This window comes from Streptomyces sp. Ag109_O5-10 (assembly GCF_900105755.1).
In the GTDB taxonomy this organism is placed as follows: Bacteria; Actinomycetota; Actinomycetes; order Streptomycetales; family Streptomycetaceae; genus Streptomyces.
Window position 1 is genome coordinate 516,530 of record NZ_FNTQ01000001.1, and the last position, 25,751, is coordinate 542,280.

The following is a 25,751-nucleotide window of genomic DNA, read 5'->3' on the forward strand; positions in this document are numbered from 1 at the left end:
CAAGAGAGCGGATGTTTGGCCCTTGAATTACTTTCCTAAGGAAAGGTAATGTCGTGCCATGACCCTCGCCGACCAGCCCCCCGCGGCCGCACTCGTCTTCCAGACCCTGCTCCAGCACGGTCCGCTGAGCCGCGCCGAGCTCGGGCGGCGGACCGGACTGACACCGGGCGCCGTCACCAAGGCGGCCGCGTCGCTGATGGCCGACGACTGGATCACCGAAGGCGGGCGGCCCACCACGGAACGCACCAACGGCCGTCCGGCGACGCTGGTCGAGGTGCGGCCCGGCCGCGCGCTGTTCGCCGGCGTGAAGGTCACCGGGGAGGAACTCATCGGTGTGCTGGCCGACCTGACCGCGCGGCCGCTGGCCTCCCACCGGGTCGCGCTGGACTCACGGGACGTGGGCACCGTCGTACTGGCCGTCGCCCGGCTGGTGGACCGGCTGCGGGTGGCGGCGGACCTGACGGGCGAGGACGCCCTGCACGGCATCGGAGTCACCATCTCCGGCGATGTGGACAGCCGGCTGGGGACCGTCCAGTACTCGCCCTTCCTCAACTGGCGCCGGGTACCGCTGGCCCAGCTGGTCGAGGAGGCCACCGGAGCCCCGACGGTCATCGAGAACGACGTGCGCGCCCTGACCGTGGCCGAGCAGTGGTACGGCGCCGGTGTCGGCGTGTCGGTCTTCGCGCTGGTCACGGTCGGCGCGGGCATCGGCGCCGGACTCTCCATCGGCGGCCGGGTGGTGTCCGGCGCGCACGGCGTGGCGGGCGAGATCGGGCATCTGCCGGTGACCGGCGTCGAACGGATCTGCACCTGCGGCAACACCGGTTGCGTCGAGGCGGTCGCCTCCACCCACGCCATCGCCGAGCAGGCCCGGCAGGCCACCGGGGACCCGAAGCTGACCATGGACGACGCGGTGCGCCTCGCACACGCCGGGGACCCCACCGTCCGCGCGGTCTTCGCCCGTGCCGGCCACGCCGTGGGCCTGGCCCTGGCCTGTGTCGCCAACCTCATCGGACCGGAACGCATCATCATCTCCGGCGAGGGCGTGGCCTCCTACGACCTGTTCGCGGACCACATCCGGCAGGCGTTCGTGGACCACGCGTTCGGCGCCGCGGTGGACTGCGATCTCCTGGTGCGCCCGCTGCCGTTCGAGGAGTGGGCGCGCGGCGGCGCAGCGGTCGCGGCGCAGCGCGTGTTCGCTCCCACCAGGTAGCCGCGGGTCCCGGCGGACGCGGGTCCGGGTGCCCAGCCCCCCGGCAGGGCACCCGGACCCGACGGCGTGTCGCGCTCGTCAGTGACGGGCGCCCGGCGTGTCGGCCTCGGTGACGTCGACCGCGGCCCAGGCCTGGTCGACGGTGCGGTACTCGACGCTGCTCGCGCCGTAGAGGTCACCGGCCGCCTTCAGCGTCGCGATGCGCGCGTCGTGGAAGTCGGTCGAGGAGACCATGTACCGGGTCAGGGCTCGGTAGAAGATCGCCGTGGCCTTGGCGCGGCCGATGCCGGTGACCGTGGACCCGTCGTAGGTCGGCGAGTCGTAGGTGGTGGCGCCGATCTTCTTGCGGCCGCTGCCCTCGGCGAGCAGGTAGAAGGCGTGCGAGGAGACGCCGGAGCCGGCGTGCACCTCGGCGTTCGCCACTTCGGGCGACCAGTAGTCGACGGTGCCTTCGAGGCGGTCGAGCGAGGGGTGGTCGAGGCGGCGCAGGAACTTCTGGCGCAGGCCCAGCTTCTCGCCCAGCAGGTAGTTCGGCGGGTTCTTCGGGTTGTCGGCGAAGAACTCCACGCCGGAGCCGAAGATGTCGGCCAGCGACTCGTTCAGCGCGCCCGGCTCGCCGAACTGGTTGCCGTCGTTGTCGACGCGGGTCGGTTCGAGCTTGGCGGTGGCGTCCACCACGCCGTGGGTCAGCTCGTGGCCGGTGACGTCGAGGACGACCAGCGGCTTGTTGATCTCGTCGCCGTCCCCGTCGCCGTACAGCATGCAGCCGCAGGTGGAGTCCCAGAAGGCGTTGCCGACCTTCGTGCCCCAGTGGACCATGGCGCGGGCGGGCCTGGAGTTGTTCGCTATGCCCTTGCGGCCGAAGGTCTTCCGGTAGAAGTCCAGGGTCTCGGTGATGCCGTACTGGGCGTCGGCGGCGGCGCTGCCCCGGTTGCTGGTGGTGCCGTTGCCCCAGCTGTCGGTGGTGCTGGTGAACTTGGTGCCCTGACCGAAGCTCTCGGTCTCCCTGCCCTTGGCGTCCCGGGTCTCGGTGCCGTAGCGGGTGGGGTCCTTGAGCAGGAAGTTCTTGCGGGCGGTCTGCGTGGTGGTGAGCGGGACCTTGCCGACGAAGAGGGACCGGCCGGAGCCGTGGGCGGTCGCCGGGTAGCGGGCGGCGGCGGAGGCGGACGCGCCGGCAAGTGCCTGTGCTTGCAGTCCGGTGCCGGTGGCCGGGTCGAGGGTCTCGCCGTGACGGCGGAGGGTGTCCAGCAGGCGGGGCGAGAGGAACTCGTCGCTGTCCGGCGTGTTGCTGCGCACCCTGCCGGTGAGGGCGTCGACGACGACCGTGCTGGAGCCGCTCGCTCCGTCGACGGAGACCTGGAAGGCGAGGGCGGCGCCGCCGTCGCGGGCGTCCACCACGAGCCGGGCGGTGCCGGCGTCGCCGTCGGCGGCCGCGGCGGCCTTCTCCTCTGCCTGGCGGGCGGTCAGCTTCGCCTCGGTGGCGGCGGGCCGGACCGTGTGGTCGGCCGCCCGGGTGACGCCGGTGTAGGCCAACCGACGGGAAAGATGGACGACGAGGTCGCCGCCGAGCACCGGCATCCCCCGGTGGGTGCGGACGAAGCGGACATGGCGCGCCCCTTCGGGGTCGATCATCACGTCCTGCGGCTGGAGCTCGTCGCCCGCGCCGACACCGGTCGCCGCCGCGTGGGCGAAAGCCGCGGTCCGGGCCGCCATCACCACCTGCGCCGCCGTCGTGGCGGAGGCCGCCGCGGCCGGCTGCCGTTCCCCCGTCGCGGGACCGGCGAAGGCCGTGCCGGCCAGCCCCGTGGCGGCCGTCGTCACGGCGACGGCGACCGCCATGCTGCGTATGTGCGCGCTACGCACTGATCAGGGTCCTTCGTTCGAAGGCGGCCGTGGTCGTCAACCGCCTTGCGGCAGGGCGCCGTTGGGCGCCGAGGGGGCTGGTCGGGCCCCGGGCCGCAACCCTTCCGGACGAGTCATGTCCATGTAAAGCGCAATTCGTCGCTTTTCTTGCTTTTCGTGGCAATATTTGGCGAATCCGCACCGCGCGGTGATCAGCGAGTGACCAACTGTGCGTCGGCTGTGGAGATGTGACGGGATGCGAGAGGGTTCCCCGAGCTGGCTGTGACTCATCTCGCATCGAAGACAGCTCAGAGAGGAACAGGTCCGAATGGTCTCGGCAATGGTGTGCAGAAGTGCGGTGCTGGGGGCGGTGACGCTGTCGCTGCTCGCGGTCCCCGCCCAGGCGGCGCCCCTGAAGACGGCGGCGAAGGCCCGGACGGCCGCCACCCTTCCGGCGCCCGACACCGCGGGGCTGGCCGCGGTGCTGCGCTCGGTGGTGGCCAAGGGCGCGCCGGGCGCGATGGCCCGCATCGACGACGGAACCCAGGTCTACCGGTCCGCTCAGGGCGTCGCCGACCGCGGGAGCCGGCGAGGCCTGACCACCTCCGACCGCTTCCGGGTGGGCAGCGTCACCAAGACGTTCTCGACGGTGGTCCTGCTGCAGCTGGTGGACGAGGGCAGGCTCGCCCTGGACGCGCCGGTCAACCGCTACCTGCCGGGGCTGCTGCCGGACGACCGGATCACCGTGCGGCACCTGCTGAGCCACCGCAGCGGCCTGTACGACTACACCAACGACATGTTCGCCGACAGCGTGTCCGGCTTCGAGGCCGTGCGCAACAAGGTCTTCACCTACCGCCAGCTGGTGGACCTGTCCCTGAAGAAGGCGCGCACCAACGCGCCCGGCGCCGCCTACTCGTACTCCAACACCAACTTCGTGGTCGCCGGCATGCTGATCGAGAAACTCACCGGGCACAGCGTGCGCACGGAGTACCAGAACCGCATCTTCAAGCCCCTGAAGCTGAACGACACCTTCTACGTCCACCCCGACACGAAGATCCCGGGACAGCACGCCAACGGCTACCTCACCGCGGACCGGGCGGGCGCCGCGCCCGTCGACGCCACGGACCAGACGGTCTCCTGGGCGCAGAGCGCGGGCGCCATCGTCTCCAGCGCACGCGACCTCGACACGTTCTACTCGGCGCTGATGCGCGGCAAGCTGACGTCGGCCGCCCGCCTCGCGGAGATGGAGCGCTTCACCCGCGTCAACTCCAACACCTCCTACGGCCTCGGGCTGCGCCGCCGGGACCTGTCCTGCGGGGTCTCGGTGTACGGCCACACGGGCGCCGTGCAGGGCTACTACACGTACGCCTTCACCAGCAAGGACGGCAGGCGCAGCGTCACCGCGCTCGCCAACGCCTCCAACAGCTCCGACGTGCTCAACACACTGGCGGCCACCCTGGAGCCGGTGTTCTGCGGCAAGCAGAGGTCCCCGCGGAGCGCGGCCGTGCCGCTGGAGCACGAGGACGTGGCACCGGCCGTGCCGCGGGAGCAGTAGCGCCACGGCTCCCGGAGGGAACCTCGCGCCCGGGCCGGACGTTCAACCGGCGACTCCTCCACCGGGCGCGACGTTCGGCCCCCGACCGCGTAGAGGCGGCGCGATGAGCGAGCTGGTCCCCGGGAGCAATCTGCCCCTTCCGGGCGGCGCGCTGACGCTGCGGGTGCCCGGCCCCTTCGACGTGTCGGCACTGATCACCGACGAGAGCGGCAAGGTCGGCGGCGACGCCGACTTCGTCTTCTACAACCAGCCGGACGCGCCCGGCGTCCGGCTGCGCGGTGACACGCTGACCGTCGAGCCGGGCCTGCTGCGGGCCGGCGCGCAGCGCGTCACCCTCACGGTCACCGCCGCCGAGCCCGGCACCCCGCTCGGCCGGCTGCCCGCCGCCACCCTGCACGTGATGGACCGCCTCGGCCGCACGGTGGCCCGCTTCGCACCGCCGCGCCCGCAGACCGAGACCCTGCTGCTGCTCTCCGAGATATACCGCCGGGGCACCGGCTGGAAGCTGCGCGCGATCGGCCAGGGGTACGCGGACGGACTGGCCGGGCTCGCCCGGGACTTCGGGGTCGACGTGGTCGAGGACCGGCAGCCCTCCCCCGGCTCCCGCGCCGCCATTCCGGCCCAGCGCACGGCGGCCTCGCCGGCCCGCCCCTCCACGGCCGCGCTCCCCGATCCGGACGGCCTGCTGGGCCTGGTCAACTCCGCCCGCGCCCGGGCCGGCCGCCCGCCGGTGGCCCCCGACGCCCGGCTCACCTCCGCCGCTCTCGCCCACGCCACGGCGATGGCCGCCGCGGGACGGCCGGCCGGCGAGAGCAGCGACGGGGTCTCCGTCCACCAGCGGATCAGCGCCACCGGATTCGCCTACGTCACCGTCGGCGAACACCTCGTCTCCGGCCCCCGCACCCCGGCCGAGTTCGTCGACTACTGCCTGCGGACCGAGGACGCCCGACGCACCCTGCTCGACCCGGCGTTCACCCATGCGGGCCTCGCCCACGCCCGCGGCCCGCGGGACGGGGACACCTACTGGACCGCGCTGTGGGCCAGACCCCTCACCCAGGCCGAACTGACCCGCACCCGCGCCGAGGTCGCCGACCTCACCAACCGGGAGCGCACCCGGGCCGGGCTGCGGCCGCTCGCGGCGGATCCGCAGCTCGCGGCGGCCGCGCAGGCGTACAGCACGGACATGGCGACCCGCGACTTCTACTCGCACACCTCCCCGGAGGGCACCCAGCCCTGGGACCGGGCCGCCGCCGCGGGCTCGCGGCGGCGCACCATCGGGGAGAACATCGCCTGCGGCCAGCGCTCCGCGGCCGAGGTGGTGGAGGGCTGGATGAACAGCCCGGGGCACCGGGCCAACATCCTCAAACCGGACTTCACCCACATAGGCATCGGCTTCGCCGGAGGCGGCCGGGCCGGCACCTACTGGACCCAGCTGTTCGGTGCCTGAACCGGTACCGTCCGTGATCTTGGCGGAACGGGTCCGTCCGGGACACCATGCCCGGCATGAAGGGTGATCTTTTTTCCAGTCAGCACATGGTGGCACCGGCGACCGAGCCGGGCATGACGGTCGAGAACGCGAAGTGCCTGCGCTACGCGGTCAACGGCGAGATGTACGCCCGCCAGGGCGCGATGATCGCGCACCGCGGCGGCCTGAAGTTCGAGCGCAAGGGCCAGGGCGTGGGCGGAATGCTCAAGCGCGCGGTCACCGGCGAGGGGCTGCCGCTGATGTCCGTCCAGGGCCAGGGCGAGGCCTGGTTCGCGCACGAGGCGCAGAACTGTTTCATCGTGGAGATCGAGCCGGGCGACCAGTTCACCGTGAACGGCCGTAACGTGCTGTGCTTCGACGCCACGCTCTCGTACGAGATCAGGACGGTGAAGGGGTCCGGCATCGCCGGCGGCGGCCTGTTCAACAGCGTGTTCTCCGGGCACGGCAGGCTCGGCCTGGTCTGCGACGGCAACCCGCTGGTGCTCCCGGTCTCGCCGCAGGCCCCGGTGTACGTCGACACGGACGCGGTGGTGGGCTGGACCGCGCACCTGCAGACCTCGCTGCACCGCTCGCAGTCCATCGGTTCGATGCTGCGCGGCGGTTCCGGTGAGGCGGTCCAGCTGATGCTCCAGGGCGAGGGCCATGTCGTGGTCCGGCCGAGCGAGGCGACCCCGCAGAAGGTGCAGCAGCACTGACGCCCGGCTGCCCTGGTCAGTACGGCCCGGCCGCGGCGGCCGGTCCGGGCTGACCAGGACGGTCCGGGTTGACCGGGACGGTCCGGGTTGACCGGGACGGTCCGGGTTGACCAGGACGGTCCGGCCGGGTGAGGGTGCGAACGGTGCGGACCGTCGCCCCGCGCCGGAAGGGTGAACCGCCTTGAACGGCATCATCGGCATCGCGGACCTCGAAGCCGCGGCCCGGGTCGTCGAAGGACACGTCGTACGCACCCCCACCGTGCCCAGTCCCGGCCTGTCGGAGCTGCTCGGCGTCCCGGTCACCGCCAAGCTCGAACTCCTCCAGCGCACCGGCTCCTTCAAGGCGCGCGGTGCCGCGGCGAAGCTGCTCTCGCTGAGCGAGGCCGAGCGGGCGGCCGGCGTGGTGGCGGTCAGCGGCGGCAACCACGGCATCGCCCTCGCGGTGATGGCCGCGGCCCTCGACGTGAAGGCGACCGTGGTGATGCCGCGGACGGCACCCGCGCGGTCGATCCGGCTGGCCGAGGCCGCCGGGGCGTCGGTGCGGCTCACCGACGGCATGGACTCGGCGTTCGAGCTGGTGCCGCGGCTGCGGGACGAGGGGCTCACCCTGGTCCACCCCTTCGACGACCCGGTGGTGATCGCCGGGCAGGGCACGGTGGGTCTGGAACTCGCCGAGGACGCGGACGGCGACCTCACGGACGTGATCGTCAGCGTCGGCGGCGGGGGCCTGATCGCGGGCGTCGCGGCGGCCCTGCGGGCCCGTCGGCCCGCGGTGCGCGTGTGGGGCGTGGAGACGGCGGGCGCCCAGGCGATGTCCGAGGCGCTCGCGGCGGGCGGTCCGCTGCCGGTCGCGGTGTCGTCGATCGTGACGACGCTCAGCGCGCCGTCCGTGTCCCGGCTGACGTACGACCACGCGGTGGCGCTGGTGGAGGAGGTGCTGGTGGTGCCGGACCGGGAGGCGGTGCGGGGCAGCCTGGAGTTCGCGGAGCACGCCAAGGTCTGGACCGAGCCGGCCGCCGGCTGTCTGCTGCCCGCGGCCCGGCAGGTGCTCGACCGGGTCGGTGGCGGCGCGCGGATCGGGCTCGTGGTGTGCGGGGGCAATGTGACGCACCAGGAGATCGCGGGGTGGACGGAGCGCTTCGGGCTGGACTGACCAGCGGATCGCAGCCGGGCTTTTACCGTCGGTTACCCGCAGGTCGAAGCCCGGTCATTCGCTGTCTTCCTCAAGTGCCCGATGGGTGCGGCCACTTGAATAGAAGGCAAGAACGGGTCCCGAGTTGCAGATTCTTTGAACAAACCCGGGTCCGTCCCGCGTACCTCTGGTCAAGGACGAGACAGGGGTTTCAGCGAGGGATGACGATGGTCAAGGCGCATGTCTCCGCACAAGAGTTGGTCGCCGGAAGGTACCGGCTCCTCGAAGTCGCCGACCGCGAGCCGAACCGCGTCAGCTGGTACGCGGAGGACGTGCAGGCCGAGCGGCCGCGTCTGGTGACCGAGATCGCGCTTCCCGAGGTGCCCACCGAGGACACCGTGCGCCGGGCCACCGCCCGCATCCTGCGTTCCTCCGAGGTGATGAGCGCGCTGCGGCCGGGCCGGGTGGCCATGGTGATCGACGCCTTCGAGGAGGCGGGCGCGCTGTGGACGGTGACGGAGGTGATCGACGGCACGCCGCTCAGCGAACTGCTCGCCCAGCAGTCCACGTTCACCTACGTGCGGGCCGCGCGCATCGGTCTGGAAGTGCTCGACGTGCTGGAGGCCGCGCACGCCGACGGCTACACGCACGGCGAGCTCAGCCCCGGGCAGATCTTCGTCCGCGACCGGGGCCCGGTCGTCGTCACCGGGTTCGGCCTGGCGGGCGTGACGCTGTCGCCCCGGGTCACCGCGCCGTCGTACGCCTCGCCGGAGCAGGCCCGCGACGAGCGCATCGGCCCCGCCGCCGATCTGTGGGCGCTCGGCGCGATCCTCTACACGATGGTCGAGGGGCGGCCGCCGTTCCGGGACCGGGGCAAGACGGAGGCCACCCTCAAGGGCGTGGACCGGCTGCCGTTGCGCACCCCGCTGCGGGCCGGCCCGCTGACCCAGGTGGTGCAGGGGCTGCTGCGGAAGAACTCCCGGGAGCGGCTCGGCCGGGCAGTGGTGCGTCAGGCACTGACACGTGTCCTGGAAGAGGACCCCGGCACGGTCGCGCAGTCCGCGCCCGTCTCCCGGCTGCGCGGCGCCTATGTGGCGGCCCGGTCCTCCGGGTGGAGCAGGACCACCATGATCGGCGGGACCGCGCTGGCCGTGCTCACCGTGTCGGTCGCGGTGCTGGCCGCGACCCAGGGCCTGCCCGGCGCCTCCTCGGCGGGCTCGGCCCCGAGCACCTCCGCGACGGCCGGCGGCCCGGCCGCGCGCACGGACGGCAACGCCCCCGGCCCCTCGCCTTCGCGGACGGCGTCCACCTCCGCCACCCCGTCCGCGTCCGCGTCGGCGTCCCCGTCGGCCACCGCCTCGGCCTCGGTCACGGCGGGTGCCCTGCCGGCCGGGTTCCGCCGCTACACCGCCCCGGAGGGCTTCTCCGTGGCGCTCCCGCAGGGCTGGAAGCGTCTCGACACCGCCCGGGACGACGTCGCCTACCGCGTCACCTTCGGTCCGGGCGGCGACGATCCGCGCACCCTGGCGGTCACCTACAGCACCCAGGCCGGCCCGGACCCGGTCGCGATCTGGCGGGACGACGTGGAACCGGGACTGGAGAAGCTGGCCGGCTACCACCGGGTCGGCGAGATCGAGGCGACCACCTACCAGGGCCACAGGGCAGCGGACATGGAATGGCTGTCCGGCACGGGTACCGGCCGGGTGCACACCTTCGGCCGCGGCTTCCTGCTCGGCGGTGGCCGCAGCTTCTCGCTGCGCGTCACGGCACCGGCCGCCGCCTGGGACGACGCCGCGGACCAGCTCGCCCTGAAGACCTTCCTGGCGACGTTCCGCATCTCCGCGAGCTGATCCGTTTTCCGGCCGCCCTGCCGGGGACTCGGCGACCATGGTGCAAATCGGATACACGATGATGACCGAGCAGGCCGGTCCACGTGATCTCGTGGACCATCTGGTGGGGGCCGAGGAGGCGGGCTTCGACTTCTCGGTGGCCTCGGACCACTACTTTCCGTGGTTGCGTTCGCAAGGCCACTCGCCGTACGTGTGGAGCGTGCTCGGTGCCGCCGCCCAGGCCACCGAGCGGATCCCGCTGATGACGTACGTGACCTGTCCGACGTTCCGCTACCACCCGGCGGTCGTGGCGCAGAAGGCGGCGACCGTGCAGCTGCTGTCCGGGGGCCGGTTCCGGCTCGGCCTCGGCTCGGGCGAGAACCTCAACGAGCACGTGGTGGGCGGCGGCTGGCCCTCGGTGGACGTACGGCACGAGATGCTGGAAGAGGCGGTGGAGATCATCAGGGCGCTGTTGCGGGCGGCCATGTCAACCACCGGGGCACCCACTTCGACGTGGAGTCCGCCCGCCTGTGGGACCTGCCGGACGAGCCGCCGCCGATCGGCATCGCGGTCTCCGGGGAACAGTCCTGCACGGTCGCCGGGCATCTCGCCGACCTGGTCATCGCCACCGAGCCGAAGGCCTCCCTCCTCGACGCCTTCGACCGGCACGGCGGGTCGGGCAAACCCCGGGTCGGCCAGCTGCCGGTGTGCTGGGACCCCGACCGGGACACGGCGGTGAAGCGCGCGCACGCCCAGTTCCGCTGGTTCGGCAACGGCTGGAAGGTCAACTCCGAACTGCCGCACCCCGACTCCTTCGAGTCCGCGACGCAGTTCGTCACCCAGGACGACGTGGCCGCGTCCATCCCGTGCGGGGACGACCCGGACGACTTCGTCGAGGCCGTACGGCCGTACGCGGAGGCCGGGTTCGGGGAGGTAGCCCTGGTGCAGATCGGCGGCGAGTCGCAGCCGGAGTTCCTGGAGTGGTCCCGCGGGACGCTGCTGCCGGCGCTGCGCGACGCCTTCGGCTGATCTTCGACGGTCCGGCAAAACACGGCCAACGGGTCGATATAGGCTGCCTGCCGGTATCCGTGCAGTCCGGCAGCTTTCAGGAGTGTCCTCCGTGACCCTGGCGATCGACCCGTCCGAGACGTCCGGCGCGTCCCCGGCTCCCCTCTCCGACCTGGTGGCGCGGGACGCCCGCGAGTTCGGCGCGTACGTGCGGGCCGGAAGCTGGGCGTTCGGGCTGATGGTGGCCCGCAGCGTGCGGCCGGGAGGACAGGGCGCGGACGGGACGCCGAAGGTGTCGGCTAAGGAGTTCGCCGAGCTGGCCGGCTGCTCCGCGGAGCGCGTCATGCGCTACTACAAGGCCTGGGACAAGGCCGCCGACGACGGTCTGGTCCCGCACTTCGAGGCCCTCGCCCCGGGTCAGGAGGTGCAACTCCCCGATTCGGACGTCTGGCCGGACTACTACGTCTCCCGCAACAGTGCCACCTCCGGGCGCGGCACGGCGATCGCGGAGGTGGCCGCGGCCGAGGGCATCCGTCCCACCAAGGCCCTGGAGGTCGCCGAGAACCCCACCGCGCTGCGCGCCGCGATCCTCGCCGACCCGTCCACCGCCCGCGCCGCCCGCTCGGCCCTCCTCGACCGCATCAAGGAGGGACCCGGACCTGCAGACCGTGCTCGCCAGGGACGTGGTCCGCACCGCCGACCTGAAGAAGGCCGTCGCCACCGAGAGCCGCTCGGCCGACCGGATCGGCTACGTCCGGCAGATCGCCGAGTCCGGCCAGATCAGGACCCCGGCCGGGCAGACCGTCGACGCGCCGCGGGACCTGCGCCAGGAGGCCGAGCGCCATCTCTCGCTCCTGGACGAACTCGACGAGGACGAGGACACCGGCGCGTGGGCGACCGAGGCCTACGACAGCATGAAGAACCTCGTCGTGGAGGCGGTGGAGGCCGACCCGGAGCTACGGGTCCAGGAGAAGCGCACCAAGTTCTACAACAGCCTCCAGAAGGCGACCAAGGCGTTCGAGGAGCTGACCTTCGACGACGCCCAGGACTTCTACGAGGACGACATGATCCAGCGCCTGGAGGACCTCCAGCAGGCCATCGGCTCCTGCCTGGCGGCACTGCGCGGCACCAAGGGCACGCCGGACCCGGAGGGCACGCGGGCTCCGTAGGACGGAGGTCAATTCCGCTGCGGATTGAGCGTTTTTCCCGTGAGAGGGGTACTAGAGGGCACCAAGCCGATCGTTCTCGGAGGCCACTCGCGTGAACCCCATCGTGCACAGGACTCTGGTCGTACAGCTCCGGACGGACGGGACGGGCCGCTGTCCCGTCCTCGCCCATCTGTCGTACGACCCCGGTGACCCGTTCGCCGTCACCGCGCTGTTCACCCTGGACGGCCGCGTACTCGCCCGGTGGCGGCTGGACCGGGAGATGCTGAACGACGGGCTGCGAGAGCCGGTCGGGGTGGGGGACGTCCGGCTGCGTCCCGTACGGCAGGGGCGCTGGAGGGAAATGCGTATGGATTTCCTCGGCGACCCGCTGCCCGGCGGCAGCCGCCACCACGCGGTGGTGTTCGCCTGGGCGCCCGCGCTGGCCTCCTTCCTCGGCGACACCTACATGGCCGTGCCGCCCGGCCGCGAGGAGGTCCCGGTGGACGACCTCCTCGCGGAGATCCTCGCCACCGGCTGAACGGGCGCTCCTAGCGGAGATCCTCGCCACCGGCTAACGGGCGTGCGCGGCGCACGGGCCCGGCTCAGCGCGTCGGGTGGCGGTGCCGGGCCCACAGCGGCAGTCCGTACCAGCACACCATGTACCAGACGACGACGGCCGCCACCGCCCAGGTCACAGGGCTGCCGCCGGTGGCCACCCGGAGGATCAGCACCAGGGAGGCGGTCATGGTGGCCAGCAGCAGGAAGAGGCCGACCGAGGTGAGCCGGGACGCCATCCGCACCGCCTGCGCCTTCACCCTGCGGCCGGCGACGAGCCGGTGCAGCGACACCGGGCCGATGAGGGCGCCCGTTGCGGACGCGCCCAGAACGACGGTCACGATGTAGATCGTCTTGTCCACGTCGGAGAGCTGGGCGTACTTCTGCTGGAAGACCACGGTGAGCAGGAACCCGAAGAGGATCTGCACTCCGGTCTGGGCGACGCGCACCTCCTGGATGAGCTCGCCCCACATCCGGTCGGCGCGCTCCTCCTCCGTCTCGTCGCGCCCGGTGCGCCGCTCCTGGTCAGTCATGGGTTACGGGTAACCGTCGGGCCGGTCCCGCAAACGGTACGGGCCGGGGCGGGCGGGGCGCCGCTCCCGGCCCGTACCGGTACTACCAGCGGCTCTCCACCTGTTCCTTGATCCGGCGGTCGTACAGCGCGCGGATCGCGGCGACCGTCTCCCCGGACAGCTCCGGGAGCCCGGCGGCGGCCGCGTTGGCGCGGGCCTGCTCCGGGTTGCGGGCGCCCGGGATCACCGTGGTCACGCCGGGCTGGTCGATGATCCAGCGCAGGGCGAGCTGGGCCGGGGTGTATCCCTCGGGGGCGAGGGCGGCGAACTCGGCGGCGGCCTCGACGCCCGTCGCGTAGTCCACGCCGGAGAAGGTCTCGCCCTGGTCGAAGGCCTCGCCGTGCCGGTTGTACGTGCGGTGGTCGTCGGCCGCGAAGACGGTGTCCTTGGTGTACTTGCCGGACAGCAGCCCGGAGGCGAGCGGCACGCGCGCGATGATGCCGACGCCGGCCTCCCGGGCGGCCGGGAGCACCTCGTACAGCGGCTTCATGCGGAACGGGTTGAGGATGATCTGCACGCTGGCCACGCCCGGGCGGGCGATCGCGGTGAGGGCCTCCGCGCTGGTCTCGACGCTGACGCCGTAGGCGGCGATGCGCTCCTCCTCGACCAGGGTGTCGAGGGCGTCGTACACGGCGTCCGAGGAGTAGACCGGGGTCGGCGGGCAGTGCAGCTGCACCAGGTCCAGGCGGTCCACGCCGAGGTTGCGGCGCGACCGGTCGTTCCACGCGCGGAAGTTGTCCAGGACGTAGTTCTCCGGGACCTGCTCGGCCCGGCGACCCATCTTGGTCGCCACCAGCACGTCCAGGTCCGGCCTGCCGCGCAGGAAGGCGGCGATGGTCTGCTCGCTGCGCCCGTCGCCGTACACGTCGGCGGTGTCGAAGAAGGTCACCCCCGACTCGGCCGCCGTCTCCAGAACGGCGAGGGCCTCCTTGTCGTCCACCTCGCCCCAGTCGGCGCCGAGCTGCCATGTGCCGAGGCCGACGACCGATGCCCGCTGCCCCGACCTGCCGATTACGCGTTCGTCCATGGCGCCAGTGTGTCATCCGCCGCCGACAACGGTGTCACGGGCCGGCACGCCGCTCCCGCCCACCTGGGAATCCTTCACTCACACGGGTGATTGTGGTGGACGGAAAACGGAGGTGTGTCAACCGGCGCCTAGCGTGACCACATGGTTGACCATTCACCGAACAACTCGCCGTCCACGGACGGCTGGAGCCGTCGGGGCTTCCTGCGGTCCGCCGCCGCGCTCGCCGCCGTTCCGGTAGTGCTCGCCGCCGACCCGGCGGTGGCCGCCGCCGAGCTGCCCGGCTTCCCGGCGGAGGTGGTGCCCTACCGTTCCGCGTACCGCAACTGGGTCGGTGAGATCACCGCCGACGGGCTGTGGGCCTGTGCCCCGGCCGACGCCGGTCAGGTGCTCGCCGTCGTCGACTGGGCCTGGCGCAACGGGTGGCGGGTGCGCGCGCGTGGCTCCTCGCACGGCTGGTCGCCCCTGACGATCACGGAGAGGACCGGTGCCGGCGACCGGGTTCTGCTCGTGGACACCGCGAGCCGTCTCACCGGCCTCTCCCTGGACTCCGGTACCGCGGTCCGGGCGGGCACCGGGGTCACCTTGGAGGCGCTGCTCACCTTCCTCGAAGGCCATGGCCTCGGGCTCACCGCCGCGCCCGCGCCGGGCGACCTGACGCTCGGCGGCGCGCTCGCGATCGACGCGCACGGCACCGCGGTACCGGCCGACGGCGAGGAACCGGTGCCCGGGCACACCTACGGCTCGCTGAGCAACCTGGTGCTGTCGCTGACGGCGGTGGTGTGGGACGGGAACGCCGGAGCGTACGTCCTGCGGACGTTCCGGCGCGACGAGGCGGACTGCGCGGCGCTGCTGACGCACCTGGGCCGTGCGCTGGTCACCGAGGTCGTGCTGCGGGTGGGCGCGAACAGCAGTCTGCGGTGCGTCAGCCGCACCGACGTCCCGGCCGCCGAACTGTTCGCGGCGCCCGGTTCCGGCGGCCGGACCCTGGACGGCTTCCTCCGGCGGTCCGGGCGGGTGGAGGCCATCTGGTTCGCCTTCACCGAGTACCCGTGGCTGAAGGAGTGGAGCGTCGCCCCGGTCCGGCCGCCCGGCGCACGGCACGTGACCTCGCCGTACAACTACCCCTTCTCCGACAACGTGCCGACCGTGGTCGCCGACCTGGTGGGGCGGATGGTGTCCGGCGCCGCCTGGTATCTGGCGCCGGTGCTCGGGAACGCGCAACTGGACGTGGCGGCGCTGGGGCTGGTGGCGACGCTGTCCTCGGACATCTGGGGAGCGTCGAAGAACACGCTGCTGTACGTCAGGCCGACCACGCTGCGGGTGGGCGCGAACGGGTACGCGGTGCTGACGCGGCGGGCCGAGGTGCAGCGGGTGGTGCACGAGTTCACCTCGTTCTACCGGGAACGGCTCACCGCGTACGCCGCGTCGGGGCGGTTCCCGGTCAACGGGTCGGTGGAGATCCGGGTGACGGGGCTGGACGAGGCGTCCGACGCCGGGGTGGCGGGGGCACAGGTGCCGTCGCTGTCGGCGGTACGGCCCCGGGAGGGAGCCGACACCGCCGTGTGGCTGGATGTGCTGACCCTGCCGGGGACGCCTCATGCGGAGGCGTTCCTGCGGGAGTTGGAGGGGTTCCTCTTCGAGAGGTTCGAGGGGACGCGGGTCGAGTGGTCGAAGGGGTGGGGTTATACGGAGTCGGGTGTGTGGAGTGACGAGGTGGTGCTCGGGACGAGGGTCCCTGAGTCCTTCGGGGGTGCGGTGTGGGACGCGGCGGTCGACACGCTCGACCGCCTCGATCCGCACCGGGTTTTCAGTAACGGCTTCCTGGACGGGGTGCTCGTGCGCCGTTGATGTCTGCGGGGCCGTGGGGCCGGTCGCGCGGTCCCCCGCGCCCCTACGGGGCGCCGAAGTAGTGCCCCTCCGCCAAGTCCTGGATCAGGCCCGGCTGTTCCGGCTTCCAGCCGAGGAGATTCCTGGTCCGCTCGCTCGACGTCGCGTTGTCGACGGCCGCCGCCAGGCCCAGCCAGCCGAAGTGGGCCTGGGCCTCGTCCGCCGGGACGCTCCGCACCGGGACGCCGAGGCCACCGCCGATCGCCGCCGCGATGTCCTTGAAGGGGACGCCCTCGTCGGCCGCGCCGTGCAGACCGGTGCCGGCCGGAGCCGACTCCAGGGCCAGGCGGAACAGGCGGGCCGCGTCCAGGCGGTGGACGGCCGGCCAGCGGTTGGTGCCGTCGCCGACGTACGCGGCGACGCCCTTCTCCCGGGCCACGCCGATCAGCCGGGGCACGAAGCCCTGGTCGCCGCGGCCGTGCACCGACGGGGCCAGCCGCACCACCGCGCTGCGCACGCCGCGCCCGGCGAGGGCGAGCGCCGCGAGGTCGGGATCGGCGCGGTAGGTGCCCGGTACCGGAGTGTCCTCCTCCGTCGCCACCCCGTCGACCGAGGCCAGCATCATGGTGCCCGAGGTCACCACGAAGGGCCGGTCCGAGCCCTCCAGCGCGGTGCCGACCGCCTCGATCACCCGCAGGTCGGCCTCGGCCGCGCGGGTGAGGTCCGGGAGGGCGTCGTGGTTGAAGGCCAGGTGGATCACGCCGTCGGTACCGGCTGCCGCGCGGGCCAGGTCCCCGGGGTCGTCGAGGCTGCCGCGGTGCACTTCGGCGCCCGCCGCCCGCAGGGCCTCGGCCGACTTCGCCGAGCGGGCGAGGGCGAGCACCCGGTGGCCCGCGCCGAGGAGTTCGGGGATGACGGCGGAGCCGATGAAGCCGCTGCCGCCGGTGACGAATACCCGCATGGTGGGTGCTCCTTCGAGGGAGGGGGTCGGGCTTCCATCGTTCGGGCGGCGGGCTGCCGGCGTCCAAAGCCTCTTTCGCAAGACGCCATGCGTTTCCGGCATGAGCGCAGGTCACCGGTCGTATCCTGGGAGGTATGGCCGATCCCGCTTCCGTCCCCGACCTCGATCTGCGGCTCGTCCGGTACTTCACCGTCGTCGCCGGGCAGCGGCACTTCGGGCGAGCGGCGGCTGTCCTGCACATCACGCAGCCGGCGCTGAGCAGGCAGATCCAGCGGCTGGAGCAGGTGCTGGGGGCGCGGCTCTTCGACCGCACCCCGCAGGGGGCCCGCCTCACCGAGGCCGGCGAGGTGTTCCTGCCGCGGGCCGAGGCGCTGCTGCGGGCCGCGGGCGAGGCGGCCGCCGCCACCCGGGCCGCCGCCGAACCGAGCCGGATCACCGTCGGGTACATCGACGGGATCTTCGTCACCGCCGCCGTACGCGACCTGCGCCGCCGTTGTCCGGACGCCGACGTGCGGACCCTGCACCTCGACTGGGGCGAGACGCGCGAGGCCCTGCTGACGGGGCGCGTGGACGCGGTCGTGACCCGGCTGCCACTGGCCACGGAGGGCTTGCGGGTGACGGTGCTCTACGACGAGCCGCGGGTCCTGGTCGTCCCGCTGGACCACCGGCTGGCCGGGAAGGAGTCGGTGACGCTCGACGACATCGCCGGCGAGCCGCTGCCCCGCGGCCAGGATCCGCTCTGGAACGCGTTCTGGCGCGTCGATCCCCGCCCGGACGGCAGTCCGGCGCCCGACGGGCCGCTGATCGGCGCGGTGGCGGACAAGTTCGAGCACGTCGCCGCCGGGCAGGCCGTGGCGATCGTGCCCCTGGTGCCCGGCGCGGCCATCCGCCCCGACCTGACCACCGTCCCGCTGGACGGCGTCGAGCCGAGCCACGTGGTCCTGGCGACCCGCGCCGGCGACGGCCACCGGCTGACGGCCGCGTTCCGCGGGTCGGCCGAGGCGCTGTTGAGGGGGCAGCGCCCCGAAGGGGCGCGGGGACCTGCGCGACCGGCCGCGACGGCGCCGCAGTCGAGCGACGGCACATCGCGGCGCCTGCAGCAGTGAGTGGTGGCGGCTACGGCGTCAACTGGGCCTGGACGGCCGGACCGTAGCGGTTGGCGATGTCGCCGACGTCGGTGGCCGCGCCGTCGCGCAGCCGGGGGCCGCGGGCGATACCGTACATCACGCCCAGGCCGATGAGCTGGGCGACGGCGAGTTCGGCGCGCAGGTCCGGGTCGGGTCCGGTGAGCCGGGCGGCGAGGGCGTCGACCACGTGGGCGCGGAAGTTGGCGCGCAGCACCTCTCCGTGGTCGCCGTGCAGGGGTGCGAAGACGATGCGCAGCAGCGGGTCGGCGCCGCGGTCGCGCTGGCTCTCCAGGACGTGCCGCACCATGTGCCGGCCGAGGTCGTCCAGGGGTGCGTCCAGCAGGGCGGCCGCGTCGGTGTCGAAGGACATGACGCGGGCGAACAGGCTGTCCTTGTTGCCGAAGTACTTGAGGATCAGCGGCGCGCTGACCCCGGCGCGTTCGGCGACGTCCTTGAGGGTGATGTCGGCGTGCGCGCGCCGGGCCAGGAGGTACCGGGCGGCCCGGAGGATGACGGCCTTGGTGGCCTCGGCGTCCCGGCGGGCGGGAGCCGGGGCTGGTGCGGGCGCGGCGGGGGTGCCGGGGCGGGTGTTCACGGCACTCATGCTCCCTCCAGCGCGTCGTCCCTGGCACTCTCGGTCCGGCTCCGGGCCCGCGGTGTGTCGTCGGGCGCCTTGTCGCCGGGGATGGACAGGGCGGCGCAGCCGGCCACCAGGGCGACGACGCCGGCCATCGCGAAGGCCAGCAGGTAGCCGTGGAGCGTGGCGACCGGGGCGCCGCCGACGAGGCTGGTGTGGTGGGTGAGGACGGCGGCCACGGCGGCGCTGGAGGTGGCCTGGCCGATGGTGCGCATGAGGACGTTGACGCCGTTGGCGGAGGCGGTCTGGTTCGCCGGGACGGAGCGCAGGATCAGGGTGGGCAGCGCGGAGTAGGCGAGGGTGGTGCCGGTGGCGACGACGGTGGCGCCCAGGATGATCATCCAGAGGTCGCGGCTGTCGGCGATGCGGAGCACGTATCCGCAGGCGATGACCGCGGCGCCGAGGGCCAGGGTGATGCGCGGGCCGCGGGCGGCGGAGATCCGGGCGGAGAGCGGCGAGAACAGCAGCATGGTCACGCCGCCGGGCAGCAGGCACAGACCGGTGGCCACGATCGAGAGGCCGAGACCGTATCCGGTGGCCTTCGGCGCCTGCACCAGCTGGGCGGTGACGAGGGAGTTGGCGTAGAAGGCGAACCCGGTGAGCAGGGCGGCGACGTGCGAGAGGCCGACCCGCGGCCGGGTCACGAGGTGCAGGTCGACCAGGGGCTGCCCGGTCCGCAACTGCTGCCACCACCACAGGGCCAGCACGAGGACGGCGGCGCCGAAGAGCCCGAGGACGCGCGGGCTGCCCCAGCCCCACTCGCCGCCCTGCGAGACGCCGAGCAGCAGGCAGGTCAGCCCGGCGGCCAGCCCGAGCGCCCCGAGGACGTCGAACCGGCCGCTCTCGCGCACCGGCGACTCCCGCACCGCCCACCAGACGCCCGCGACGCCCACCGCGCCGAGGAGGCTGGTCAGCCAGAACATGGTGTGCCAGTCGTAGTACTGCACGACCAGCGCGGCCAGCGGCAGGCCCAGGGCGGCGCCGATACCGACGGTGGAGCTCATCAGCGCCACCGCCGATCCCCGGCGCTCGGGCGGGAGTTCGTCGCGCAGGATGCTGATCGACAGCGGCACGACGGAGGCGGCGGCGCCCTGCAGGGCACGGGCGACGATGAGCACGGAGATGTCCGACGACAGGGCGCACATCACGGAGCCCACGGTCATCAGCGCGAGCGCCCCGGTGAGCACCCGGCGCTTGCCGTACATGTCACCGGCCCGGCCGAGGACCGGGGTGAGGACGGCACCGGCGAGCAGGGTCGCGGTGACCGTCCAGGAGACGGTGCCGGCCGAGGAGTGGGTGAGCCGGGGCAGATCCGGCAGGAGGGGGACGACGACCGTCTGCATGACGGCCATGAGGATCCCGCCGAAGGCCAGCACCGGGATGGTCATCCGCTGCCGCAGCGGGGGCGGGGCGGCCGGCGATCCCGGGTGAGCGGCTGTCGGGGCGGGCTGGTCCATCGGCGCTCCTGCGGGCGGCACGGAAAAGGAGGTGAATACCGATTCACCCTATCGAGTGAATCGGTATTCACTCAAACCGTTCCGCCGCCGCAGGGCGCCTAGGACCGGGCGTGCAGGGCGCGCGCCGCGCGCGGTCCGAGCCACCGCTTGAACCTGCGCAGTACCTCCAGCCGTCCGGCGGCCTTGTCGAGGCCGTAGTAGAGCTGCGGCGGGACGTACGGCAGCAGGGGCGAGTGCCGCTGGCCGAGCAGGGCGAACATGCGGTGCGGAGGCAGGCCGATGTAGCGGGGCAGGTTCTCGTACCACTGGGCGCTGAGGCGGGCGGCGCTCTGGGCCGAGACCAGTTCGGCCCTGCGCCGCCGTTCGTAGGCGGCGAAGGCCTCGGGCAGGGCGGCGTGCTCGCGCAGGGCGGCGGCCAGGCACATCGCGTCCTCCAGGGCGAGGGTGGTGCCGGCGCCGATGGAGTAGTGGGTGGTGTGGGCGGCGTCGCCGAGCAGGACCAGGTTGCCGTGGTGCCAGGTGCGGTTGGTGAGGGTGCGGAAGGCCGGCCAGGCCGCGGAGGAGCCGCCGACCAGCGGGTGGCCGTCGAGGACGCCGGCGAACAGCTTCTCCAGCAGGGTCAGTTGGCCCGCCTCGTCCATCGCGTCGAGGCCGAGGCCGGCGAGGGTGCCGGGGGCGCACTCGATGACGCAGGTGCTGTGCCCGTCGTCGTACGGATAGCCGTAGCACCAGACCCAGCCGTGCTCGGTCTCGGCGAAGGCGAAGGTGAAGGAGTCGAAGACCCGGGTGGTGCCCAGCCACACGTAGTGGTTGCGGCCCTCGGTGGCCTCGGTGCCGAAGTGGCCGGCGTGCTGCGTGCGCAGGGCGCTGTGGATGCCGTCCGCGGCGACGACCAGGTCGGCCTCGGGGAGGTTCCCGGGGGTGATCTCGTCCTCGAACTCCAGTCTGACGCCGAGTTCCCGGGCGCGTGCGGCGAGGATCTCCAGGAGGCGGTGGCGGCCGATGCCGTGGCCGGCGTCGCCGGGCTGCCGGGCCACCTGGCCGCGGACGTGGGCGACGCCCTGGGTCCAGCGCACCGAGCTCGCCTCGACGGCGCGGGCCGACTCGGGGTCGCAGGTGTGCAGCCGGTCGAGCAGTGCGCGCCAGTAGGTGACGCCCCACCCGTAGGTGGAGCCCTCGGGGTTGCGTTCGTGGACGGCGATGTCGTGGGACGGGTTCTGCCGCTTGAGCAGGATCGCGAGATACAGGCCGGCGGGCCCGCCTCCGACGCAGACGACCTTCACTCACACACCCCTGGATTTCACCGAACGTGGCCAACTGGCATCGGAGGGTAGCAGCGGGAAAGCACCCGGCCGGGTTTTCGAATCGCGCCAGATCGACGCCGTGAGCCACGCCACCCGGACGGCGGACCACGGCGAAAGATCACCGGCAAGCAGCGCGCCCGCGCAAGGAATTACCCGTTCCGGGTCCGGTGACGCCGCCACCACAGCAAGATCATCTTTGTTCAATCTTGTATGACATGTGACTAATTGTCCTGATCGCAGCCAACCCGATCCGGGCGATTTCTCCCGCTCCGTAGTGGGCGGATAGGCATACGGAGTCATCACCCGCACCCGTCACAGGAGTATCCGTATGCCCGGACTCACCCGCCGCCGCGCCCTCACCGCGGCGGCCGCCCTCACCGCGGCGGCCGCCACCCCGACCCTCCTCGCGCCCGGCGCCTCGGCCGCCGGCCACTCGCACGAGGGAGCGCTCGAACCCTTCGACGAGGTTTACAAGGGCCGCCGAATACAGGGCCGGCCGGCCGGCATGGCGGGCACGGCCGGCATGGCCGGCATGGGCGGCGGTCACCACCACGGACACGGCGCCGGTTACGCGGTGTTCGTGGACGGGGTCGAACTGCACGTGATGCGCAACGCCGACGGCAGCTGGATCAGCGTGGTCAGCCACTACGCCCCGGTCGCCGGCCCGCGCGCCGCCGCCCGCGCCGCGGTCGACGAGCTGCAGGGCGCCGCGCTGCTGCCGTTCCCCGCCAACTGATCGCCCGTACAAGGAGTTTCCCCGCACATGACCGTTCGCAAGAACCAGGCCGCCCTGACCGCCGACGAGAAGCGGCGGTTCGTCGCCGCCGTCATCGAGCTGAAGCGCAGCGGGCGTTACGACGACTTCGTGCGCACGCACAACGCCTTCATCATGTCCGACACCGACGACTCCGAGCGCACCGGCCACCGTTCGCCGTCGTTCCTGCCCTGGCACCGCAGATTCCTGCTCGACTTCGAACAGGCCCTGCAGTCCGTGGACGCCTCCGTCGCGCTTCCCTACTGGGACTGGAGCACCGACCGGACCGTCCGCGCCTCGCTGTGGGCGCCGGACTTCCTCGGCGGTACCGGACGCAGCTCGGACGGGCGCGTGACGGACGGGCCGTTCGCCGCCGGCGGCGGGAACTGGCCGGTCAACGTCCGCGTGGACGGCCGTACATATCTGCGCAGGTCGCTCGGGACGGGCGTGCGCGAGCTGCCGACCCGGGCCGAGGTCGACTCGGTCCTGTCCATGGCGACGTACGACATGGCTCCCTGGAACAGCGCCTCGGACGGCTTCCGGAACCATCTGGAGGGCTGGCGCGGGGTCAACCTGCACAACAGGGTCCACGTCTGGGTCGGCGGGCAGATGGCCACCGGGGTCTCCCCCAACGACCCGGTGTTCTGGCTGCACCACGCCTTCATAGACAAGCTGTGGGCCCGCTGGCAGCGCCGGCACCCGGAGGCGGCCTACGTGCCGGGCGGCGGCACGCCGGACGTGGTGGACCTGGACGAGACGATGAAGCCGTGGAACGACGTGCGGCCGGCGGACCTGCTCGACCACACGAAGTTCTACACGTTCGACACCCTGGAGGCCTGATCAGGTGGCTGTACCAGGCCCCTGTACCCGGCCCGCCGCGTCAGGCCTCGGCGGCCGTGCGGCACTCCGGGTGGCCCCAGCCCTGTGCGTTCTTGGCGATCGGCTCACCGGCCGCGTAGGGACGGCCGCACAGGCAGCGGCCCGGGAACTTCGCCTTGATGGTCCGGGACGAGGAGCCGCCGCCCGCCGCGCTCTTGCGGGGGGCCGCCTTGCGGCGCGGGGCCGCGGCGGCGGGTGCCTGGGACGGCGGCGGTGCCGGGGAGCCGAGGGCGCTGCCCGCGGCCTCCTGGACCGTGGCCGCCTGGCTGGCCGCGCGGTCGGCGAAGTCGTTCAGCGGGTCGCCGTCGACCTGGTGGGCGGGGACGTAGCGGAAGTCGACCGTGCGGCCGTCGAGGAGTTCGTCGATGCGGACGACCAGCTCCTGGTTGGCGACCGGCTTGCCCCCGGAGGTCTTCCAGCCGTTGCGCTTCCAGCCGGGCAGCCAGGTGGTGACGGCCTTCATCGCGTACTGCGAGTCCATCCGCACTTCCAGCGGCACGTCCGGGTCGGTGGCCGCCAGCAGCTGTTCCAGGGCGGTCAGTTCGGCCACGTTGTTGGTGGCCCTGCCGAGCGGCCCGGCCTCCCACCGGGCGGGAGTCGCCGCGTCGTCGGACACCACCCAGGCCCAGCCGGCCGGTCCGGGGTTTCCCTTAGAAGCCCCGTCGCACGCGGCCACCACTCGTTCACGCATGGCCCCGATCATGCCACGCCGGCCGGGGCGCCCGGCCGGGGCCCGGGATCCGCCCTGGTCAGACCTCCGTGCTGGACGGCATCTCGCCTTCGGTGGTCGTGACGTCGATCACCGAGAAGTTCGCGCCCTGCGGGTCGGTGAGCGCCGCCATGCGTCCGAAGGGGCTGGTCATCGGCCCGAACCGGAGGGTGGCGCCGAGCTCGGCCGCCTTGGTGACGGCCTCGTCGCAGTCGGCGACGGCGAAGTACACGTTCACGTACGAGGGCACCTCGGGCGGGAAGTCGTCGGTCATCCGCATCCGGCCGAGGACGGGCCGCTCGCGGAGGCTGAAGGTGCGGAAGTCGACGTTGCTGTCCTCGATCTGCTTGACCGTGTACGGGAACACGGCCGCGAGGAAGGGGTCGGCCTTCTCGGGCTCACGGGTGAAGACCTCCGCCCAGCAGTAGGCGCCGGGCACGGCCGTAGCCTCGAACCCCTCGTGGACGCCGCCCTGCCAGATCCCGAACACCGCGCCGCTGGGCTCACGGGCCAGGCACATCGTGCCGAACTCGCCGACCCGCATGGGCTCCATCAGCACCTCGCCGCCGTTCTCCCGGATCCGCGCGGCGGCGGCCGCGGCGTCCGGCGAGGCGAAGTACAGGCACCACTGCGACTGCCCCTCCTGGCCGGGCATGGGCGGTACGACGGCGGCGACGGCCCTGCCGTCCACGTAGGCCTGGGTGTAGTTGCCGTATTCGGGGGACGACTCGCCGAACGTCCAGCCGAGCACCTCGCCGTAGAAGCTCTTGGCCCCCTCCAGGTCGCCGAACATCGCGTCGGCCCAGCAGGGGGTTCCTTCAGGTTGTACCGCCATCGCCGCGGCCCTTCCGATCGAGCGGGCTCTCCCGGTTCCTCACGCTAGCCACCGGGCCGACCGCCCGCGCGCCGAACGCCGGACTCCGGTGGACACTGGGAAGGGAGGGCGGCCTTCGGCGGACGGGGCGCGGTATGGCGGACGTGATGCGGGCGTGGTCGGTTCAGCGGCCCGGGCCGGTCGAGGCGGATCCGCTGCGGCTGGCCGAGCGGCCGGTGCCGGTACCGAAGGCGGACGAGCTGCTGGTGCGGGTGCGGGCCTGCGGGGTGTGCCGCACCGATCTTCATGTCACCGAGGGGGATCTGCCGGTGCACCGGGCCGGGGTGACTCCGGGGCACGAGGTGGTCGGCACGGTCGCGGGCACGGGTACCGCGGTGGCGGACTTCGCGGTCGGCGACCGGGTGGGGGTCGCCTGGCTGCGGCGCACGGACGGGGAGTGCGCGTACTGCCTGCGGGGCGCCGAGAACCTGTGCCCGCGCTCGGAGTACACCGGCTGGGACGCCGACGGAGGCTACGCGGAGTACACGACCGTGCCGGCCGCCTTCGCCTACCGGCTGCCCGGTCACCTCGACGACGTGGCGCTCGCGCCGCTGCTGTGCGCCGGGATCATCGGCTACCGCGCGCTGCGCCGGGCGTCGCTCCCGGCGGGCGGCCGGATCGGTCTCTACGGCTTCGGGGGCAGCGCCCACCTGTGCGCGCAGGTGGCGCTCGCCGAGGGAGCGCGGGTGCACGTGCTCACCCGGGGTGCCGAGGCGCGGCGGCTGGCCGTGGAGCTGGGTGCGGCCTCGGCGCGGGACGCCTACGAACCGCCGCCCGAGCCGCTGGACAGCGCGATCCTGTTCGCGCCGGTCGGCGACCTGGTGCCGGTCGCCCTGCGCGCCCTGGACCGGGGCGGGGTGCTGGCGGTCGCGGGCATCCACCTCAGCGACGTGCCGTCGCTCGACTACGAGCGCGAGCTGTTCTACGAGCGGGAGCTGCGCAGCGTCACCTCCAACACCCGTGCCGACGGGCGGGAGTTCCTCGCCCTGGCCGAGCGGCACGGCGTGCGCGCGACCACCCACCCGTATCCGCTGTCGGAGGCGCCGCGGGCGCTGCGGGACCTGAAGGCCGGGCGCTTCGACGGGGCCGCGGTGCTGGTGAACGACCTTTCCTGAGCCCAACCGCCGGGCGCCCCGGGCACGGGAGCGGGCCACCGGCGC

Annotated in this window: 21 protein-coding genes and 2 pseudogenes; 14 read left to right on the forward strand and 9 right to left on the reverse strand. The window is 72.9% G+C overall.

Features of this window, described 5'->3' with window-relative positions:
* Positions 1 to 58: 58 nt before the first annotated feature.
* Entirely contained in the window at positions 59 to 1,213 is a 1,155-nt protein-coding gene (locus tag BLW82_RS02550; protein WP_093497253.1) for an ROK family transcriptional regulator, read from the forward strand.
* Positions 1,214 to 1,291: 78 nt separating this feature from the next.
* Here the strand turns inward: BLW82_RS02550 and BLW82_RS02555 are convergent, their stop codons facing one another.
* Positions 1,292 to 3,052, reverse strand: coding sequence for a M4 family metallopeptidase (locus tag BLW82_RS02555; protein WP_093497254.1), 1,761 nt, complete (start codon positions 3,050 to 3,052; stop codon positions 1,292 to 1,294).
* 331 nt (positions 3,053 to 3,383) lie between these two features.
* On the opposite strand from BLW82_RS02555, the gene BLW82_RS02560 reads away from it, so the two are divergent.
* From BLW82_RS02560 to BLW82_RS02595, 8 genes and pseudogenes are all read left to right on the forward strand, one after another.
* Positions 3,384 to 4,610, forward strand: coding sequence for a serine hydrolase domain-containing protein (locus BLW82_RS02560; RefSeq protein ID WP_093497255.1), 1,227 nt, complete (start codon positions 3,384 to 3,386; stop codon positions 4,608 to 4,610).
* 103 nt (positions 4,611 to 4,713) lie between these two features.
* Positions 4,714 to 6,057 carry a CAP domain-containing protein gene (locus BLW82_RS02565; protein ID WP_093497256.1) on the forward strand — a complete coding sequence of 448 codons (1,344 nt, stop codon included), beginning with the start codon at positions 4,714 to 4,716 and terminating at the stop codon, positions 6,055 to 6,057.
* Positions 6,058 to 6,113: 56 nt separating this feature from the next.
* Complete coding sequence (locus tag BLW82_RS02570) at positions 6,114 to 6,791, forward strand: AIM24 family protein (RefSeq protein ID WP_093497257.1); 678 nt, start codon at positions 6,114 to 6,116, stop codon at positions 6,789 to 6,791.
* 190 nt (positions 6,792 to 6,981) lie between these two features.
* Positions 6,982 to 7,944: a threonine/serine dehydratase family protein gene (locus BLW82_RS02575; RefSeq protein WP_093507810.1), complete on the forward strand. Its 963-nt coding sequence runs from the start codon at positions 6,982 to 6,984 to the stop codon at positions 7,942 to 7,944.
* Positions 7,945 to 8,144: 200 nt separating this feature from the next.
* A complete protein-coding gene (locus BLW82_RS02580) occupies positions 8,145 to 9,773 on the forward strand; it encodes a serine/threonine protein kinase (RefSeq protein WP_093497258.1) in 1,629 nt (542 codons plus the stop codon).
* A 37-nt stretch (positions 9,774 to 9,810) separates the two neighbouring features.
* Positions 9,811 to 10,781, forward strand: a pseudogene (locus BLW82_RS02585) (LLM class F420-dependent oxidoreductase).
* Positions 10,782 to 10,872: 91 nt separating this feature from the next.
* Positions 10,873 to 11,929, forward strand: a pseudogene (locus tag BLW82_RS02590) (hypothetical protein).
* Between the two features lie 91 nt (positions 11,930 to 12,020).
* A complete protein-coding gene (locus tag BLW82_RS02595) occupies positions 12,021 to 12,446 on the forward strand; it encodes an SsgA family sporulation/cell division regulator (RefSeq protein ID WP_093497259.1) in 426 nt (141 codons plus the stop codon).
* Between the two features lie 64 nt (positions 12,447 to 12,510).
* Here BLW82_RS02595 and BLW82_RS02600 read toward each other — a convergent pair whose 3' ends face one another.
* Together BLW82_RS02600 and BLW82_RS02605 are read right to left on the reverse strand one after the other, a co-directional pair.
* Complete coding sequence (locus tag BLW82_RS02600) at positions 12,511 to 12,996, reverse strand: DUF6328 family protein (protein WP_093497260.1); 486 nt, start codon at positions 12,994 to 12,996, stop codon at positions 12,511 to 12,513.
* An 82-nt stretch (positions 12,997 to 13,078) separates the two neighbouring features.
* Positions 13,079 to 14,062 carry an aldo/keto reductase gene (locus BLW82_RS02605; protein WP_093497261.1) on the reverse strand — a complete coding sequence of 328 codons (984 nt, stop codon included), beginning with the start codon at positions 14,060 to 14,062 and terminating at the stop codon, positions 13,079 to 13,081.
* 141 nt (positions 14,063 to 14,203) lie between these two features.
* Here BLW82_RS02605 and BLW82_RS02610 point away from each other — a divergent pair, with 141 nt between their 5' ends.
* Positions 14,204 to 15,910 (forward strand): cholesterol oxidase substrate-binding domain-containing protein, encoded by a 1,707-nt coding sequence (locus BLW82_RS02610; RefSeq protein ID WP_093497262.1) that lies wholly within the window; start codon positions 14,204 to 14,206, stop codon positions 15,908 to 15,910.
* Between the two features lie 43 nt (positions 15,911 to 15,953).
* Here the strand turns inward: BLW82_RS02610 and BLW82_RS02615 are convergent, their stop codons facing one another.
* Positions 15,954 to 16,850, reverse strand: coding sequence for an SDR family oxidoreductase (locus BLW82_RS02615; protein WP_093497263.1), 897 nt, complete (start codon positions 16,848 to 16,850; stop codon positions 15,954 to 15,956).
* A 134-nt stretch (positions 16,851 to 16,984) separates the two neighbouring features.
* Here BLW82_RS02615 and BLW82_RS02620 point away from each other — a divergent pair, with 134 nt between their 5' ends.
* Positions 16,985 to 17,956, forward strand: a complete 972-nt coding sequence (locus tag BLW82_RS02620) for a LysR family transcriptional regulator (RefSeq protein ID WP_093497264.1) — start codon at positions 16,985 to 16,987, stop codon at positions 17,954 to 17,956.
* 10 nt (positions 17,957 to 17,966) lie between these two features.
* On the opposite strand, the gene BLW82_RS02625 is transcribed toward BLW82_RS02620, so the two are convergent.
* The 3 genes from BLW82_RS02625 to BLW82_RS02635 all read right to left on the reverse strand — a co-directional run bounded on the left by BLW82_RS02625 (position 17,967) and on the right by BLW82_RS02635 (position 21,354).
* Positions 17,967 to 18,581, reverse strand: coding sequence for a TetR/AcrR family transcriptional regulator (locus tag BLW82_RS02625; protein ID WP_093497265.1), 615 nt, complete (start codon positions 18,579 to 18,581; stop codon positions 17,967 to 17,969).
* Entirely contained in the window at positions 18,578 to 20,071 is a 1,494-nt protein-coding gene (locus BLW82_RS02630) for an MFS transporter (protein WP_093497266.1), read from the reverse strand. The genes BLW82_RS02625 and BLW82_RS02630 overlap by 4 nt, the downstream gene beginning before the upstream one ends.
* A 98-nt stretch (positions 20,072 to 20,169) precedes the next feature.
* Positions 20,170 to 21,354 carry an FAD-dependent monooxygenase gene (locus BLW82_RS02635; protein ID WP_093497267.1) on the reverse strand — a complete coding sequence of 395 codons (1,185 nt, stop codon included), beginning with the start codon at positions 21,352 to 21,354 and terminating at the stop codon, positions 20,170 to 20,172.
* Between the two features lie 349 nt (positions 21,355 to 21,703).
* Between BLW82_RS02635 and BLW82_RS02640 the strand changes: the two genes are divergently transcribed.
* Together BLW82_RS02640 and BLW82_RS02645 are read left to right on the forward strand one after the other, a co-directional pair.
* On the forward strand, positions 21,704 to 22,111 hold the full coding sequence (locus BLW82_RS02640; RefSeq protein WP_093497268.1) for an apotyrosinase chaperone MelC1: 408 nt from the start codon (positions 21,704 to 21,706) through the stop codon (positions 22,109 to 22,111).
* A 27-nt stretch (positions 22,112 to 22,138) separates the two neighbouring features.
* The gene (locus BLW82_RS02645) at positions 22,139 to 22,969 is read left to right on the forward strand and encodes a tyrosinase MelC2 (RefSeq protein ID WP_093497269.1); all 831 of its coding nucleotides are present in this window, start codon (positions 22,139 to 22,141) and stop codon (positions 22,967 to 22,969) included.
* 40 nt (positions 22,970 to 23,009) lie between these two features.
* On the opposite strand, the gene BLW82_RS02650 is transcribed toward BLW82_RS02645, so the two are convergent.
* Both BLW82_RS02650 and BLW82_RS02655 read right to left on the reverse strand, forming a co-directional pair.
* On the reverse strand, positions 23,010 to 23,711 hold the full coding sequence (locus BLW82_RS02650; RefSeq protein WP_093497270.1) for a ribonuclease H family protein: 702 nt from the start codon (positions 23,709 to 23,711) through the stop codon (positions 23,010 to 23,012).
* Between the two features lie 46 nt (positions 23,712 to 23,757).
* Positions 23,758 to 24,552: a VOC family protein gene (locus BLW82_RS02655; protein ID WP_093497271.1), complete on the reverse strand. Its 795-nt coding sequence runs from the start codon at positions 24,550 to 24,552 to the stop codon at positions 23,758 to 23,760.
* Positions 24,553 to 24,698: 146 nt separating this feature from the next.
* Between BLW82_RS02655 and BLW82_RS02660 the strand changes: the two genes are divergently transcribed.
* A complete protein-coding gene (locus BLW82_RS02660; RefSeq protein WP_218162403.1) occupies positions 24,699 to 25,706 on the forward strand; it encodes a zinc-binding alcohol dehydrogenase family protein in 1,008 nt (335 codons plus the stop codon).
* The last annotated feature ends 45 nt before the right edge of the window (positions 25,707 to 25,751 follow it).

What these genes read in the sequence shown, in the direction of transcription:
- BLW82_RS02640 (WP_093497268.1), top strand. Translation starts at nt 21,704, where the DNA reads ATGCCCGGACTCACCCGCCGCCGCGCCCTCACCGCGGCGGCCGCCCTC.
- BLW82_RS02630 (WP_093497266.1), bottom strand. Translation starts at nt 20,071, where the DNA reads ATGGACCAGCCCGCCCCGACAGCCGCTCACCCGGGATCGCCGGCCGCC.
- BLW82_RS02605 (WP_093497261.1), bottom strand. Translation starts at nt 14,062, where the DNA reads ATGGACGAACGCGTAATCGGCAGGTCGGGGCAGCGGGCATCGGTCGTC.
- BLW82_RS02645 (WP_093497269.1), top strand. Translation starts at nt 22,139, where the DNA reads ATGACCGTTCGCAAGAACCAGGCCGCCCTGACCGCCGACGAGAAGCGG.
- BLW82_RS02565 (WP_093497256.1), top strand. Translation starts at nt 4,714, where the DNA reads ATGAGCGAGCTGGTCCCCGGGAGCAATCTGCCCCTTCCGGGCGGCGCG.
- BLW82_RS02570 (WP_093497257.1), top strand. Translation starts at nt 6,114, where the DNA reads ATGAAGGGTGATCTTTTTTCCAGTCAGCACATGGTGGCACCGGCGACC.
- BLW82_RS02655 (WP_093497271.1), bottom strand. Translation starts at nt 24,552, where the DNA reads ATGGCGGTACAACCTGAAGGAACCCCCTGCTGGGCCGACGCGATGTTC.
- BLW82_RS02600 (WP_093497260.1), bottom strand. Translation starts at nt 12,996, where the DNA reads ATGACTGACCAGGAGCGGCGCACCGGGCGCGACGAGACGGAGGAGGAG.
- BLW82_RS02560 (WP_093497255.1), top strand. Translation starts at nt 3,384, where the DNA reads ATGGTCTCGGCAATGGTGTGCAGAAGTGCGGTGCTGGGGGCGGTGACG.
- BLW82_RS02610 (WP_093497262.1), top strand. Translation starts at nt 14,204, where the DNA reads ATGGTTGACCATTCACCGAACAACTCGCCGTCCACGGACGGCTGGAGC.
- BLW82_RS02650 (WP_093497270.1), bottom strand. Translation starts at nt 23,711, where the DNA reads ATGATCGGGGCCATGCGTGAACGAGTGGTGGCCGCGTGCGACGGGGCT.
- BLW82_RS02625 (WP_093497265.1), bottom strand. Translation starts at nt 18,581, where the DNA reads ATGAGTGCCGTGAACACCCGCCCCGGCACCCCCGCCGCGCCCGCACCA.
- BLW82_RS02615 (WP_093497263.1), bottom strand. Translation starts at nt 16,850, where the DNA reads ATGCGGGTATTCGTCACCGGCGGCAGCGGCTTCATCGGCTCCGCCGTC.
- BLW82_RS02550 (WP_093497253.1), top strand. Translation starts at nt 59, where the DNA reads ATGACCCTCGCCGACCAGCCCCCCGCGGCCGCACTCGTCTTCCAGACC.
- BLW82_RS02660 (WP_218162403.1), top strand. Translation starts at nt 24,699, where the DNA reads ATGCGGGCGTGGTCGGTTCAGCGGCCCGGGCCGGTCGAGGCGGATCCG.
- BLW82_RS02580 (WP_093497258.1), top strand. Translation starts at nt 8,145, where the DNA reads ATGACGATGGTCAAGGCGCATGTCTCCGCACAAGAGTTGGTCGCCGGA.
- BLW82_RS02620 (WP_093497264.1), top strand. Translation starts at nt 16,985, where the DNA reads ATGGCCGATCCCGCTTCCGTCCCCGACCTCGATCTGCGGCTCGTCCGG.
- BLW82_RS02555 (WP_093497254.1), bottom strand. Translation starts at nt 3,052, where the DNA reads ATGGCGGTCGCCGTCGCCGTGACGACGGCCGCCACGGGGCTGGCCGGC.